Source organism: Ideonella aquatica, assembly GCF_018069755.1.
Lineage (GTDB): Bacteria > Pseudomonadota > Gammaproteobacteria > Burkholderiales > Burkholderiaceae_C > Ideonella > Ideonella aquatica.
In genome coordinates this window covers 343,264-358,503 of the sequence record NZ_JAGQDE010000003.1, presented here as the reverse complement: position 1 = coordinate 358,503, position 15,240 = coordinate 343,264, and the positions used below count along the sequence as shown (strand labels likewise).

Below are 15,240 nucleotides of genomic sequence, written 5' to 3'. Positions count from 1 at the left end.
AGCCATGGCCCACATTTCCGCCAGCGTCTACACCTCGCACGTGCCCGCCATCGGCGCCGCCCTCGACCTGGGCAAGAGCGCCGAGCCCTACTGGCAGCCCGTCTTCCAGGGCTACGAGTACTCGAAGCAGTGGATCGAAGAAGACAAGCCCGACGTCATCTTCCTGGTCTACAACGACCACGCCACCGCCTTCAGCCTGGAGCTGATCCCCACTTTCGCGATCGGCTGCGCCGCCGAGTTCAAGCCCGCCGACGAGGGCTGGGGCCCGCGCCCGGTGCCCATGGTCAAGGGCCACCCCGAGCTGGCCGCGCACATCGCGCAGAGCGTGATCCAGGACGACTTCGACCTCACCATCGTCAACAAGATGGACGTCGACCACGGCCTGACCGTGCCGCTGAGCCTGATGTTCGGCCAGCGCGACCCGGTGCATGGCGCCTGGCCCTGCCCTGTCATCCCCTTCGCGGTGAACGTGGTGCAGTACCCGGTGCCCTCGGGCCGCCGCTGCTTCCAGCTGGGCCAGGCCATCCGCCGCGCGATCGAGAGCTACGACGAGCCGCTGAAGGTGCAGATCTGGGGCACGGGTGGCATGAGCCACCAGCTGCAGGGCCCGCGCGCCGGCCTGATCAACCGGGTCTGGGACAACGCCTGGCTCGATCAGCTGATCGCCGACCCCGCCGCCTGCGCCGCCACCCCGCACATCGACTACGTGCGCGAGGCCGGCAGCGAGGGCATCGAGCTGGTCATGTGGCTGATCGCCCGCGGCGCGATGGCCGATGTGGCCGGCGGCCCGGCCCCCACCGTGAAGCACCGCTTCTACCATGTGCCCGCCAGCAACACCGCGGTCGGGCACCTGATCCTGCAGAACAACCGCTGACTCTCCAAGGACGGACAACATGAGCAAGACGATCAAGGTGGCGCTGGCCGGCGCCGGTGCCTTCGGCATCAAGCACCTGGACGGCATCCAGAACATCGACGGCGTCGAGGTGGTCTCGCTGATCAGCCGCGACCTGGACAAGACCCGCGAGGTGGCCGACAAGTACGGCATCGCGCACGTCACCACCGAACTGGCCGACAGCCTGGCGCTGCCCGAGCTGGACGCCGTCATCCTGTGCACGCCCACCCAGATGCACGCCAGCCAGACCCTGGCCTGCCTGCAGGCCGGCAAGCATGTGCAGGTCGAGATCCCGCTGTGTGACGTGCTGGCCGAGGGCGAGGAGGTGGTGCGCGTGGCCGAGGCCAGCGGCCTGGTCGCGATGTGCGGCCACACCCGCCGCTTCAACCCCAGCCACCAGTACGTGCACCGCAAGATCCAGGCGGGCGAGTTCAACATCCAGCAGATGGATGTGCAGACCTACTTCTTCCGCCGCACCAACATGAACGCGCTGGGCCAGCCGCGCAGCTGGACCGACCACCTGCTGTGGCACCACGCCGCCCACACCGTGGACCTGTTCGCCTACCAGTGCGGCAGCCCCATCGTGAAGGCCAACGCCATCCAGGGCCCGATCCATCCCACGCTGGGCATCGCGATGGACATGAGCATCCAGCTCAAGGCCGCCAACGGCGCCATCTGCACGCTGAGCCTGTCGTTCAACAACGACGGCCCGCTGGGCACCTTCTTCCGCTACATCGGCGACACCGCCACCTACATCGCCCGCTACGACGACCTGTTCAACGGCAAGGACGAGAAGATCGATGTCTCCCAGGTGGACGTGTCGATGAACGGCATCGAACTGCAGGACCGCGAGTTCTTCGCCGCCATCCGCGAAGGCCGCCAGCCCAACAGCAGCGTGGCGGGCGTGCTGGCTTGCTACCAGGTGCTGCACCAGCTCGAACAGCAACTCGCCTGATCTCCGGCTAAGCTGTGCGGCGCCTCTCGGGGCGCCGTTTCTCTTTCTTCTTCCGCACCATGCAACAACGACCCCTCGGCCCTTTCACCGTCTCCGCCATCGGCCTGGGCTGCATGAACCTCAGCCACGCCTATGGACAGCCGCCCTCGCCCGAGGCCGGCCGCGAACTGCTGGCCCGTGCGCTGGACCTGGGCTGCACCTTGTTCGACACCGCCGCGCTCTACGGCTTCGGGGCCAACGAGGAACTGGTCGGGCCGGTCCTCAAACCCCATCGCTCGAAGATCACGCTGTGCTCCAAGGGCGGCATGGCTGGCGTGCAGTTCCCGGACGGCGTCAAGCGCGTGATCGACGGCCGCCCCGAGGCCATCCGCCGGAACTGCGAAGACAGCCTGCGCCGCCTGGGCACCGACGTGATCGACCTGTACTACCTGCACCGCTGGGACAAGCAGGTGCCGATCGAGGAGTCGGTGGGCGAGATGAGCCGGCTGGTGGCCGAAGGCAAGGTCCGCACGCTGGGCCTGTCGGAAGTGTCCGCCGCCACGCTGCGCCGCGCCCATGCGGTGCACCCGATCACCGCGCTGCAGACCGAGTACTCGCTGTGGACCCGCAACCCCGAGATCGCCGTGCTCGACGCCTGCCGCGAGCTGGGAGTGGCCTTCGTCGCCTTCAGCCCGGTGGCGCGTGGTTTCCTGGGCACGCTGAGCGACGTCAGCGGCTTCGACGCCAAGGACATCCGCCGCTCGATGCCGCGCTTCACCCCCGGCCACTACGCCGCCAACCGGGCGCTGCTGGCGCCGGTGCAAGCCCTGGCCGACGCGCGCGGCGTGACGGTGGCGCAACTGGCGCTGGCCTGGCTGCTGCACCGCGGCGAGCACATCATCCCGATCCCCGGCACTACCTCGGTCGCGCACCTGGAGGACAACCTCGCGGCGGCCGATCTGGCGCTATCGGCGGATGAGATGGCACTGCTCGACGGCGCGATCAACCAGCGCAGCGTGCAGGGCACGCGCTACAACAGCACCACCCAGGCCGAGATCGATACCGAGGAGTTCAGCGCCTGAACAGCCAGGGATCGTGGCCGTCTTGGACGATCGTATAGTCGGCGTCCCGCCGTCCTCGTCTGATCGCATGGCCCCCTCCTCCGACCCCACGCCCGCCGAGCCCAGCCCGCGCCCGAAGCGGCCAGCCAGCGGCCGCGGCGCGCCGCGCGAGGACCAACCCGACCGCCGCACCAACATCCTGCTCGCCGCCGAGAAGCTGTTCGCGCTGCGCGGCTACCACGCGGTGTCGATCCGCGACATCGCCGCCGAGGCCGGTGTGCCGCTGGCGCTGGTGGGTTACTACTTCGGCGCCAAGCACGAGCTTTACCACGCGATCTTCGAGACCTGGAGCCCGGCCATCGCCGGCCGCCGGCAGGCGCTGGACGCGGTGATGCAGGAGCCCGATCTGGCGCTGCGCCTGGAGCGCATCGTCGACACCTTCGTCAGCCCGCTGATTGCGCTGCACCAGCACCCGGAAGGGCAGTACTACGCGCTGATGGCGGCGCGCGACCTGGCGGCGCCCACCGAAGAATCCGAGCGCAGCAACCGCGAGTTCTTCGACCCGCTGGCACACGCCTTCATCGATGCGCTGATGAGCACCGCCCCCGGCGCCAGCCGCGGCCAGGTGGCCTGGTGCTACCAGTTCATGCTGGGCGCCTTGCTGCACTTCCTCTCTGACCGCCGCGTCGAGCGCCTGTCGCGCGGCGAGAACCGCGCCGCCGACCCGGCCGCCAAGGAGCGGCTGCTGGTCTTCCTGCTGGGCGGCTTCCGCGCCGTGCTGGGCGCGCCCGGCAGCCCCTCGCGCCCCCGCAAGCGCTGACCCCCACCCGCCTGGCTGCAGTGCGCAGCGGCCCTGGACGCCCAGGGCAAACCCTAATTTGTACGATCGTACAAACTGCGGCACAGTCACGTCCATGCACCCTGGTGCGGGGCCTGCCCTGCATCGCCACCCGGAGACCCTCGTCCATGCACCCCACCCTGACCCGTCGCCAGCTGATTGCCGCCACCGCGGGCGGCCTGTCCTTCCCCGGCGTGCTGCGCGCCCAGACGGCAGTGAAGGTGGCCTACGGCTACTCGGCCGTCACCGACTACGCCACCGTCTTTGTCGCCGCCGAGCAGGGTCTGTTCGCGAAGAACGGCATCGACATCGAGCTGCGTTTCATCCCGATCAACCCGACCATCGTGCCCGCCATCCAGTCGGGCTCGCTGCAGATGGGCGGCCCCACGCCCACCGCCTACTTGCAGGCGGTCTCGGGCGGCATGGACCATGTGGTGGTCGGCGGCGGCGGCGTGCTGTCCAAGCGCTTCACCGAGGTGGGCTTGGTCACCGCCGCCGGCAACAGCCTGCGCACGCCAGCGGACTGCGTGGGCCGCAAGATCGGCGTGCCGGGCCTGGGCGCGCTGCTGCACATCACCTTCCGCCAGTGGCTCAAGCTCAATGGGGTGGACCAGTCCAAGGTGGTCTTCGTCGAGGCGCCGTTCCCGCAGCACGCCGACCTGCTGCGCGGCGGCACGGTCGATGCGGTGGTCACCGCCGGGCCGTTCATGTCGCGCATCCTCTCCAGCGGCGAGGGCCGCGTGGCGGCCTACTACACCACCTTCCTGCCGGAGGGCCAGCCCACCGTGCTGCACACCGCCACGCGGGAGTGGGCACAGAAGAACCCGGCCGCGGTGCGCGGCTTTCGCAATGCGATCGGTGAGGCGGCCGCCTTCATGGCCAAGCCGGCCAATGAGGCCGCGGTGCGCGCCGCGCTGGGCAAGCACCTGAAGGTGCCGGCGCCGGTGGCCCAGGCCATGCAGATCTCGCCGCCGGGGCCGGTGGTCACCACGGCCCAGCTGCAATGGTGGGGCGGCCTGATGCGCGAGCAGGGCTACCTGAAGACCGAGCCCAGCTACGCCGGGCTGATCGCCTGAATGCGCCGCTGACATGAGCGCCCTGCCCGTGATCGACATCCACACTGGCGCCGCCCCGGTGCTGCGCGAGACCGTCCTGGAGTTCGACCAGGTCGCCGTGCAGCTGGGCGGCCGCCAGATCCTCTCACCCACCAGCCTGAAGATCGGCCGCGGCGAGTTCATCACCATCATCGGCCCGTCAGGCTGCGGCAAGACCACGCTGCTGCGCGCCGCCGCCGGCTTCGTGCGGCCCGAGGGCGGCGCGGTGCTGCGCCAGGGCCGGCTGGTGGGTGGCCCGTCGCGCGAGGTGGCCTTCGTGTTCCAGGACTATGCCCATGCGCTGCTGCCCTGGCGCACGGTGCAGGGCAATGTCGAGCTGGCGCTGGAGGCCGCCCAGGTGCCGGCGACCGAGCGCGCCCCGCGGGCGCAGCAGGTGCTGCAGACCGTGGGTCTGGCCGCCCATGCCGCCAAGTTCCCGGCGCAGCTCTCGGGCGGCATGCAGCAGCGGGTGCAGATCGCCCGCTGCCTGGCCCAGCAGCCCGAGCTGATGATGATGGACGAACCCTTCGGCGCCCTGGACGCGATGACCCGCGAAGGCCTGCAGGACGAGCTGGCGCGCCTGGTGCGCGAGACCGGCCTGACCGTGCTCTTCGTCACCCACGACCTGGAGGAGGCGATCTACCTGGCCGACCGCGTGGTCGCCCTGCGCGCCAACCCCACGGCCGAGCGCCCCAGCCTGGCCCGCGTGATCGACGTGAACCTGCCGCGCCCGCGTGAGCAGCTGGCCACCAAGGAGCACCCCGAGTTCCTGCGCCTGCGCCGCGAGCTGTACGGCTACCTGGGCCACGGCCATGGCTGATCGCTGGCGCTCAATGGCCCGCGCCCTGGCCCTGCCGCTGGTGGTGACGCTGGCGCTGGAGGCCTTCGCCCGCACCCTAGGCCAGCACAGCGACGCGCTGGCGCCGCCCAGCCTGGCCTTCCTGGCCTGGTGGCGCGCGGCGCTGGACGGCTCGTTGTGGGCCGCCACCGGCTTCACGCTGAGCAGCGCCGCGCTGGGCCTGGGCATGGGCATGGTGGGCGGCATCAGCCTGGGCACGCTGCTGGGCCTGTCGCGCCGTGCGGCGGCGATGAGCTTTCTGTCGATCGAGCTGCTGCGCCCAGTGCCCTCGGTGGCGCTGATCCCGATCGCGATGCTGGTGTTCGGCTTCGGGCTGTCGATGGAGGTCAGCGTGATCGCCTTCGCCACCTTCTGGCCGATGCTGCTGCTGGCCCAGTCCGCCGTGCGGCAGTTGCATCCACGGCTGCTGGAAGTGGCCGCGGCACTGCAGCTGAGCGCCATGCAGCGCCTGCGCCTGATCGTGCTGCCCGCCGTGCTGCCGCGCCTGTTCGTGGCACTGCGCCTGGGCGTGGCGGTGGCGCTGGTGGTGGCGGTGACGGTGGAAATCGCCGCCAACCCCAGCGGCATGGGCTATGCGCTGATGATTGCGCAGCAAAGCCTGGACCCGGCGCTGATGATGGCCTGGCTGGCCTGGATCGGCGTCATCGGCTACGCCATCAATGCCGCCGCCGAGGGCCTGCAGCAGGCCGCGGCGCGCCGCATGGGAGCCGCGTTGTGAGCGCCCGCTGGAGCGAACGCGCCGGCTCTCTGGCGGTGCTGGGTGCGCTGCTGGGCTTGTGGGCCCTGGTCACCGCCCAGGGCTGGGTCAGCCGGGTCTTCCTGCCCGAGCCCGCGGCGGCGCTGGCCAGCCTGCGCGAGGGCCTGGTCGAGGGCGACCTGGCCCGTCACAGCCTGGCCACGCTGGGGCGCATGGCGCTGGGCTGGGGCCTGGCCTCGCTGCTGGGCGTGGCGCTGGGTGCGCTGATCGGCCGCTCGGCCACGGCCCGCGCCTGGCTGCAGCCCTCGCTGGAGTTCATCCGCCCGCTGCCCGCCTCGGCACTGATCCCGCTGGCGGTGGCCGTGTTCGGGCTGTCGCCGGGCATGGTGCTGTCGGTGGTGGCACTGGGCGCGATGTGGCCGGTGCTGCTGGGCACGATCCACGGCGTCAGCGCGCTGCACCCGCGCCTGCCCGAAGTGGGTGCCGCGCTGCAACTCAGCCGCACCCGCTTCCTGTGGACCATCGCCCTGCCGCACGCGCTGCCCGACATCCTGGCGGGCATGCGGCTGGCGCTGACCGTGTCGCTGATCGTCTCGGTGGTGGGCGAGATGGTGGCCTCGCAGGCCGGGCTGGGGCAGGCGGTGCTGATGGCTGCGCGCTCGTTTCAGTCGGCCGAGCTGTTTGCTGGCGTGATGCTGCTGGGCACGATCGGCCTGCTCAGCAACGCCCTGCTGGCCTGGGCCGAACGCCGCCTGCTGCGCTGGCAGGCCCCGCATTGATCAGGAGCTGTCCATGCTGGAGCTGCACCACGCCTTGATCTCCACCTGCAGCCAGAAAGTGCGCTGGGTGCTGGCCGAGAAACAGCTGGACTGGGTGGACCACCGTGTGCAGCTGGACCGCGAGGAACACCTGCGCCCCGAGTACCTGCGGCTCAACCCCAACGGCGTCGTGCCCACGCTGGTCCATGAGGGCGAGCCGGTCATCGACTCGTCGGTGATCAACGAGTACCTGGACGAGTGCTTCGACGCACACCCGCTGAGGCCGGCCAGTGCGCTGGCGCGCGCCCGCATGCGCGCCTGGCGCCAGTACTTCGACGAGGTGGCCACACCCTCTGTGCGCTACCCCTCTTTCAACATCGCCTTCGTGCCGCACTTCCAGCGGATGAGCGACGAGGAGTTCCGCGCCTATGCGGAGCAGCGCCCGCTGCGCCGCGACTTCTACCTGAAGATGGGCCGCCACGGCTTTCCGCCCGACGAACTGAACGCTGCGCTGGCACGACTGCGGCAAACCTTCGAGCGCATGGCCGGCGCGCTGGCCGACGGCCCCTGGCTGGTCGGCACACAGATGACGCTGGCCGACATCAGCATCCTGCCCACCGTAGTGCGCCTGGCCGACCTGGGCCTGCCGATGCTGTGGCAGGACCTGTCCGAGGTGGCGCGCTGGTACCGCCGCATGCAGGACCGCCCGGCCTTTGAGGCCACCTTCGTGCCCGGCTCGCGCGACCTGACCCTTCACTGACCCCCACCCGCCATGACCCGCCGCTTTGTCGACCTGTCGATCTACCTGGAAAACGATGTGGCTTCCGACCCGCCCGGGCTGGAGCCGCAGATCAGCTACTTCACCCACGAGCACACCTACGAGCAGATCGCGCCCTTCTTCCCCGGCCTGCGCCGCGAGGACCTGCCCGATGGCGAGGGCTGGGCGGTCGAGCGGGTGCAGCTGACCACCCACAACGGCACCCACCTGGACGCGCCCTGGCACTTCCACAGCACCATGGACGCAGCCCTGGGCGATCGCCGGCCGTCGATCGCGATCGACCAGGTGCCGCTGGCGTGGTGCTTCCAGCCCGGCGTGAAGCTGGACTTCCGCCACCTGCCCGACGGCCATGTGGTCAGCGCCGCCGAGGTCGAGGCCGAGCTGGACCGCATCGGCCACACGCTGCAGCCGCTGGAGATCGTCGTGGTCAACACGCGCGCTGGTGCGCGCTATGGCGAGAAAGACTACGTCAGTGCCGGTGTCGGCATGGGCTACGAAGCCACGATGTACCTGCTGGAACGCGGCATCCGCCTGACCGGCACCGACGCCTGGAGCTGGGACGCGCCCTTCGTGCACACCGCCCGCAAGTACGGCGAGACGCACGACGCCGGCCTGATCTGGGAGGGCCACAAGGCCGGGCGCGACATCGGCTACTGCCACCTTGAGAAGCTGCACAACCTGGAAGCCTTGCCGCCCGACGGCTTCTACATCTCGTGCTTCCCTCACAAGATCCGCGGCGCCTCGGCGGGCTGGACCCGCGCGGTGGCCATCTTCGACGAGACCCTGCTCGCCAGCGCGCCATGACGCGGCGCTGACCCCTTCCCCTGCTCGTTCCGGACCGGTCCCCCGCGGGGCCGGCCATGGCGGAGCCTTGCCCACTGACCCTTCCTGGAGACACCCATGACACCCACCCGCACCCTACTGGCCAGCTGCGCACTGGCCGCTCTCGCCCCCGCCGCACTGGCCCAGTCCAGCGTCACCGTCTACGGCCTGCTCGACGCCGCCGTCGTCCAGGGCAAGGGCGCCGCCACTGGCGTCAAGGCCATCGATGCCACCGATCGACGGGTGGATGGCGGCGGGATGTCCACCAGCCACATCGGTCTGCGCGGCAGCGAGGACCTGGGCAGCGGCTGGTCGGCCGAGTTCGACCTCTCCAGCTTCATCCGCAATGCCACCGGCGCCAGCGGCCGCAATGACGCGATCGGCGCACCGGTCAACGTGGCCGCCGACCCCTTCTGGTCGCGCGCCGCCTGGGTGGGCATCGGCAGCACCAGCCTCGGCCGCCTGCGCGTAGGCAACCTCACCACGCCCTTGTTCATCAACTCGATCACCTCGAATGCCTTCGGCGACTCCACCGTCTTCAGCCCGCTGAACCTGGTCACCCACATCGGCGGCCCGCAGGCCGGCGGCACCGGCTGGTCATCCAGCGTGGTCTACGACAGCCCGCTGATGGCCGGCGTCGGCCTGAGCCTGGCCGTCACCGATGCCAACGCCAGCGGACGCAACCTGGGCGCCCGGCTGGGCTGGCGCAGCGGGCCGGCCGCCGCCTCGCTGGCCTGGCAGTCGGTCAAGCGCAACCCGGTCAGCTTTGCCGACGGCACCACCGCCAACAATGTATCGACCTGGATGCTGGGTGGCTCGTATGCCTTCTCGGCGCTGACGGTCTATGCACACCTGGGCCGGCTGCAGAACGATGGCACCGAGGCCGCACCGCAGAACGTCAGCTACCGCCTGACCGAGCTCAGCGCCGCCGTGCCGCTGGGCAATGGCCGCGTGCTGGCGGGCTGGGCCCAGCGCAAGACCAGCGACACGCCCTCGCCGGTGCCCGCCACCGCGGCCGGCGGCAACGTCAAGCGCAGCGTGTTGACGCTGGGCTACGACCACACGCTGTCCAAGCGCACCGATGCCTACGCGATGCTGCTGCGCGACCAGACCGACACCCGCGCGCTGGGCGCGCCGCCCCGCATCGTCTCGGCCAGTGGCAGCACGCTGGGCCTGGGCATCCGCCACCGTTTCTGACATCGGGCGCGGCCATGCTCAACCACACCCACGACCCGGCCCTGCGCAGCTGGGTGGCCTCGGCCCAGGCCGAGGGCGGCGACTTCCCGATCCAGAACCTGCCGCATGGCGTGTTCCGTCCGCGTGGCAGCAGCGAGCGCTGGCGCGGCGGGGTCGCGATCGGCGACCAGATCCTGGATCTCTCGCGCCTGATGGGCAGCGGCCTCGCCCGGCCCGAGGTGCTGGCCGCGCTGCGGGCGGCACAGGCTGACAGCCTCAACGAGCTGATGGCTCTGGGACCCACGGCCTGGCGGGCGCTGCGCAGCGAGCTCTCGCGCCTGCTGCGCGAGGACGCCGTCGAGCAGCGTGCGCTGGCCAGCTGCCTGTGGCCCCAGGACCAGGCCGAATTCACCCTGCCCGCCCGCATCGGTGACTACACCGATTTCTTCACCTCCTGGCACCACATGCTCAATGCCGGCCGCATCTTCCAGCCGGATGCGCCGCCGCTGCCCAATTTCCGCTGGCTGCCCATCGCCTACCACGGCCGGGCGTCCACGGTCGAGGTCAGCGGCGCCCCGGTGCTGCGCCCCCGCGGCATCACCCGGGCGCCGGGCCAGGACGCCCCCCACCTGGCGCCCGTGGAGCGCCTGGACTACGAGCTGGAGCTGGGGCTCTGGGTCGGTCCGGGCACACGGCGCGGCGAACCGGTGCCGGTGGGCCAGGCCGAGGGTCATGTGTTCGGTCTGAGCCTGCTCAACGACTGGTCGGCGCGCGACGTGCAGGCCTTCGAAGCCATGCCGCTGGGTCCCTTCCTGGCCAAGAACTTCCTGACCACCGTGTCCCCGTGGGTGGTCACGCTGGAAGCGCTGGCGCCCTACCGCTGCGCGCTGCCGCGCCGCGCCGACGACCCGCCACACCTGCCGCACCTGGCACCGCCCGACCCGCGCAGTGCCGGCATCGACATCCAGTTGCAAGCCCTGCTGGTGCCTGCCGGTCAGGACGGTCCGGGCGTGACGCTGAGCCGCACCAGCTTCCGCCACGGCTACTGGTCGCTGGCCCAGATGGTGGCCCACCATACCGAGGGCGGCTGCGCCCTGCGCCCGGGCGACCTGCTGGGCACCGGCACCCAGTCCGGACCCGCCGAGGGCGAGCAAGGCTGCCTGCTGGAGCTGACCCGGGGTGGCCAGCAGCCGCTGACGCTGCCAGACGGCAGCCAGCGCCGCTACCTGGAGGACGGCGACACCCTCGTGCTGCGCGCCTGGTGCGAGCGAACTGGGGCGGCGCGCATCGGCTTTGGCGATTGCCGCGGCACGGTGCATCCCGCCGCCTGAGGCGCCTGCTATGGTGGCGCCATGCTCCGCCGCCACCTGCTGAACGCCTCTGCCGCCCTGCTGCTGCCTGCCGCCGCACGCGCGGCCACACCGGTGACCCTGGTCGTGCCCTTCGCCGCCGGCGGCGTGGCCGACCTGACCGCGCGCACCGTGGGCCAGGCCATGGCGGCCACGCTGGGCCAGCCGGTGGTGGTGGACAACCGGCCCGGGGCTGGCGGCATCGTCGCCACGCAGGCGGTGCTGCAGCGCCCGGCCGACGGCCAGACGCTGCTGCTGATGAGCAACGCCACGGCCGTGAGCGTGCACCTGGTGAAGAAGCTGCCCTTCGATGTGCAGCAGGACCTGGCGCCGGTGACCACGCTGGGATTCTTCGAGCTGGGCTTGGCGGTGGCGGCCGAATCGCGCTTCAGGTCCTTGCAGGAGCTGCTCGCCTTCGGCCGAGCGAACCCCGGCAAGCTGACGGTCGGCACGATCGCCGTGGGCAGCACCCAGCACCTGGCGGCCGAGCTGTTCAAGTCGCGCAGCAGCCTGGACGCGGTGGTCGTGCCCTACAAGGGCTCGCCCGCGGTGCTGCAGGCCCTGCGCGCCGGCGAGATCGACCTGGGTGTCGAGGTGCTCAGCCCCCTGCTGCCCCAGGTGCAGGCCGGCAGCCTGCGCCTGCTGGCCGTCACCGGCGCGCGGCGCTTTGCCGCGTTGCCCGAGGTGCCCACGGTGCGCGAGCAAGGGGTCGCCGACTACGAGGTGGACAGCTGGAACGCGCTGGCCGTGGCCCGGGGCACACCGGCCGCCGCCATCGAGCGCCTGCGCCAGGCCGCACTGGCCGCGCTGGCCGAGCCCGCGGTACAGCGCACGCTGCTGGCCCAGGGCGTGACGCCGCGCGGCGGCACGCCGGCCGAGTTGCAGGCCTTGCTCGCCGCCGAGATCCGCCACTGGGGCGGCGTCGTGCGCGCCGCGAAGATCGACCCTGAGTGAGCCGCGGCACGGCCCGGCGGCTTACCATCACCGGGCTGTATGAGCGGACTGTCCGACCTCGACCCCGCCGCCTTCGCCGAGTTGCGCCGTCTGCTCGACGAGGGGCTGGACCTGCCTGGCGCCGAGCGCGCCGCCTGGCTGGCGGCGTTGCCCGCCGCCCAGCAGCCGCTGCGTGAGCGCCTGGAGCGCCTGCTGGCCGAGGCCGCCGCGGACAGCGGCGAGGCATTCCAGACCCTGCCGCCCATCGCCGCCTCGGACACCGCGGCCGCCCCGGACCTGCCCGGCGACATCGGCCCTTGGCGCCCCTCGCGCCTGCTGGGCGAAGGCGGCATGGGCACGGTCTGGCTGGCCGAGCGCGTCGACGGCTTGCTCAAGCGCCCCGCTGCGCTGAAGCTGCCGCGCGGCGCCTGGCGCCAGGCCGGTCTGGCCGAGCGCATGGCCCGCGAGCGCGACATCCTGGCGCGGCTGGACCACCCGCACATCGCGCCCATCCTGGACGCTGGTGTCACGCCCGAGGGCCAGCCCTGGCTGGCGCTGGCCTATGTGGAAGGTCAGCCGATCGACGAGTACGTCAGCCAACGCCAGCTGGGCCTGCGCGAACGCATCGGCCTGCTGCTGCAGGTGGCCGGCGCGGTGGCGCACGCCCATGCGCGGCTGGTGGTGCACCGCGACCTCAAGCCCGGCAACATCCTGGTCACGCCCGAGGGCGAGGTGCGGCTGCTGGACTTCGGCATCGGCAAGCTGCTCGACGACGAAGCCGCCGAGGGCCTGGCGCTGACCCAGCAGCTGGGCCGCGTGATGACGCCCTGGTACGCCTCGCCCGAGCAGGTGCAGGCCCAGCCGATCGGCACCGCCAGCGACGTCTACGCGCTGGGCGTGGTGGCCTTCGAGCTGCTCACCGGTCAGCGGCCCTACGCGCTGCAGCGCGAGACCCGCGTCGAGCTGGAGCAGGCCATCGTCCAGGGCCGGCTGCAGCGCCCAAGCGCCGCTGCCACCACGCCCTGGGCGGCCCAGCTGCGCGGCGACCTCGACACCGTGCTGCTCAAGGCGCTGAAGACCGACCCCGACGAGCGCTACCGCACGGTCGACCAATTCGCCGACGACCTGCAGCGCTGGCTGCGCCAGCGCCCGGTCAGCGCCCAGCCCGACCGCCTGGCCTACCGCGTGCGCAAGTTCGTGCAGCGCAACCGCCTGGGCGTGGGCCTGGGCACGGCCGCGGTGGCTGCGCTGGCCGTGGCCCTGGGGGTGGCGCTGTGGCAGCGCGAACAGGCCCGGCTGGAGGCCGCCAAGGCCAACGGCATCAAGGACTACCTGGTGTCGCTGTTCGAGACCAACGACGTCGACCAGGCCGACGCGCTGCGCAAGCGCGGCCAGAGCGTGCAGGACCTGCTGGAGCACAGCGCCCGAACGCTGGGCAGTGGCCTGGCCGATCACCCGGAGGTGCGCGACGAGCTGCAGATGCTGGTGGGACAACTGCTGCAGGACCTGGAACTCAGCGCCAGTGCCTTGAAGCTGCGCCAGGAGCGGGTGCAGGCCCTGCAGGCGCTCCAGGCACCGGCACTTCGGCAGGCCGAGGCCCTGCGTGCGCTCGCCCAGAGCCAGTACTGGAGCGACGACGCGCGCGGCGCGCGCACCACGTTGGACCAGGCCCGCCAGCTGTGCGAACCGCTCGGCGACACGGTCGGTTGCCTGGGCGTGCAGTCCGATCTCGGACAGATGGAGTTCGATGCGCGCCACCTGGACCGAGCCCTGGCACTGACCCAGCCGGTCGTGGCACAGCTGCGGCAGATCGCCCCAGCGAGCGCCGAGCTGGCGCAGGCCCTGGAGCTGCTCGGCAACATCGAGCTGGCACGCAACGAGGTGGAGGAGTCGCTGGCGCGGTTCCGCGAGTCGATGGACATCCGGCGCACGCTGTTCGGCGAGCGTTCGGTGCGCCTGGCCACCCTGCGCTACCGCCTGGGACGCAACCTGTGGGTGGCCCGCCAGCTGTCACAGGCCGAAAGCGAGTTCCGTGCCGCACGGGCCATCACCTTGGGCACGCTGGGCGAGGCACATCCGCAGACCCTGCGCATCGAGGTCAATCTCGGCCGCCTCACCAGTTTCATCGGAGTTCGCACCGACGGCCTGCAAATGCTCGCGCATGCGGTGCAGCAGATGCTGGCCATGCCCGAGCCGATGCCGACCACCGAGGTGCTGCAGGCCCGCGTGGCGCTGGGCAGCGCGCTGCTGCTCGATGGCCACCTGGAGCGCGCCCGGGGCGAGCTGGACGCGGCCATGGCGCTGCGCGCCCAGCTCGGACCGGAGCAGGTCTACAGCGACCCCTCGCTGGACCAGTCGTGGGCGCGACTGCTGCTGGATACCGGCCGCTATGCCGACGCGCGCCACAGCCTGGAGACCATGCATCGGCGGATCGTGGCCACCTATGGGGCAGACCACCCGCTGGTCGCGGATGCCCTGATCCGGCAGGCCAGCGTGGCGCTGGCCGAGCGCGACCTGAGCCAGGCCACACGCCTGCTGGATCAGGCCCTGTCCACGCAGGACAGTCGCGAGGCCGCCTACGGCTCGCCCAAGCACCGCGCGCAGTTGCTGCAGGCCACGGTACTGCTGGACAGCGGCCGCCCCCTGGAAGTGGCGCCCCTGCTCGAACCGGGCTTCGAGGTCGCGCGCTCGACGCCCCGCGGCGACCTCTTCCGCGATCCCTTGTTCCAGCTGACCATGCTGATGGCCCGGCTGCGCTGTGCGCAGGGACGGCATGCCGACGGGGAAGTCCTGTTCGAGCGGGCCATCGCGCTGATGCGGCCGGCCAACGCCAGCCATCCCCTGCTGATCGACGCCCATGCGCGCCATGCCCTGTGCCTCGCGGGGCGCGGTGCGCTCGAGCCGGCCCGCGCCCAATGGCAGCAGGCCGAGACCTTGTGGGCCGCCCAGCCCGGGCTCGGACCCCACTTGCGCCGAGGCCTGGACGAGGTGCGCCGCCAGACCTGGGCCCGTGCGTCGCCCCCCTAATCCGAACCTTGCCTGTCACCGG

At 71.4% G+C, this 15,240-nt stretch carries 14 protein-coding genes; all 14 read left to right on the top strand.

Annotated features, from left to right (window positions below; all coding sequences use genetic code 11):
- Positions 1–4: 4 nt before the first annotated feature.
- A complete protein-coding gene (locus tag KAK06_RS06000; RefSeq protein WP_210801014.1) occupies positions 5–874 on the top strand; it encodes a class III extradiol dioxygenase subunit beta in 870 nt (289 codons plus the stop codon).
- A gap of 19 nt (positions 875–893) precedes the next feature.
- Positions 894–1,847: a Gfo/Idh/MocA family oxidoreductase gene (locus KAK06_RS05995; protein WP_210801013.1), complete on the top strand. Its 954-nt coding sequence runs from the start codon at positions 894–896 to the stop codon at positions 1,845–1,847.
- Positions 1,848–1,906: 59 nt separating this feature from the next.
- Positions 1,907–2,908, top strand: a complete 1,002-nt coding sequence (locus KAK06_RS05990; protein WP_210801012.1) for an aldo/keto reductase — start codon at positions 1,907–1,909, stop codon at positions 2,906–2,908.
- A gap of 67 nt (positions 2,909–2,975) precedes the next feature.
- A complete protein-coding gene (locus tag KAK06_RS05985; RefSeq protein WP_210801011.1) occupies positions 2,976–3,707 on the top strand; it encodes a TetR/AcrR family transcriptional regulator in 732 nt (243 codons plus the stop codon).
- A gap of 146 nt (positions 3,708–3,853) precedes the next feature.
- On the top strand, positions 3,854–4,801 hold the full coding sequence (locus tag KAK06_RS05980; protein WP_210801010.1) for an ABC transporter substrate-binding protein: 948 nt from the start codon (positions 3,854–3,856) through the stop codon (positions 4,799–4,801).
- A gap of 13 nt (positions 4,802–4,814) precedes the next feature.
- Positions 4,815–5,639, top strand: a complete 825-nt coding sequence (locus KAK06_RS05975) for an ABC transporter ATP-binding protein (protein ID WP_210801009.1) — start codon at positions 4,815–4,817, stop codon at positions 5,637–5,639.
- On the top strand, positions 5,632–6,396 hold the full coding sequence (locus tag KAK06_RS05970; protein WP_210801008.1) for an ABC transporter permease: 765 nt from the start codon (positions 5,632–5,634) through the stop codon (positions 6,394–6,396). Before KAK06_RS05975 ends, KAK06_RS05970 begins: the two co-directional genes overlap by 8 nt.
- Entirely contained in the window at positions 6,393–7,154 is a 762-nt protein-coding gene (locus tag KAK06_RS05965; RefSeq protein ID WP_210801007.1) for an ABC transporter permease, read from the top strand. Before KAK06_RS05970 ends, KAK06_RS05965 begins: the two co-directional genes overlap by 4 nt.
- A 13-nt stretch (positions 7,155–7,167) precedes the next feature.
- Positions 7,168–7,893 carry a glutathione S-transferase family protein gene (locus KAK06_RS05960; protein WP_210801006.1) on the top strand — a complete coding sequence of 242 codons (726 nt, stop codon included), beginning with the start codon at positions 7,168–7,170 and terminating at the stop codon, positions 7,891–7,893.
- A gap of 12 nt (positions 7,894–7,905) precedes the next feature.
- Positions 7,906–8,715 carry a cyclase family protein gene (locus tag KAK06_RS05955; RefSeq protein ID WP_210801005.1) on the top strand — a complete coding sequence of 270 codons (810 nt, stop codon included), beginning with the start codon at positions 7,906–7,908 and terminating at the stop codon, positions 8,713–8,715.
- A 96-nt stretch (positions 8,716–8,811) separates the two neighbouring features.
- Complete coding sequence (locus KAK06_RS05950) at positions 8,812–9,930, top strand: porin (RefSeq protein WP_210801004.1); 1,119 nt, start codon at positions 8,812–8,814, stop codon at positions 9,928–9,930.
- Positions 9,931–9,944: 14 nt separating this feature from the next.
- On the top strand, positions 9,945–11,240 hold the full coding sequence (fahA, locus tag KAK06_RS05945) for a fumarylacetoacetase (protein ID WP_210801003.1): 1,296 nt from the start codon (positions 9,945–9,947) through the stop codon (positions 11,238–11,240).
- 21 nt (positions 11,241–11,261) lie between these two features.
- The gene (locus KAK06_RS05940; RefSeq protein WP_210801002.1) at positions 11,262–12,212 is read left to right on the top strand and encodes a Bug family tripartite tricarboxylate transporter substrate binding protein; all 951 of its coding nucleotides are present in this window, start codon (positions 11,262–11,264) and stop codon (positions 12,210–12,212) included.
- A gap of 39 nt (positions 12,213–12,251) precedes the next feature.
- Positions 12,252–15,218: a protein kinase domain-containing protein gene (locus KAK06_RS05935; RefSeq protein ID WP_210801001.1), complete on the top strand. Its 2,967-nt coding sequence runs from the start codon at positions 12,252–12,254 to the stop codon at positions 15,216–15,218.
- Positions 15,219–15,240: the final 22 nt, after the last annotated feature.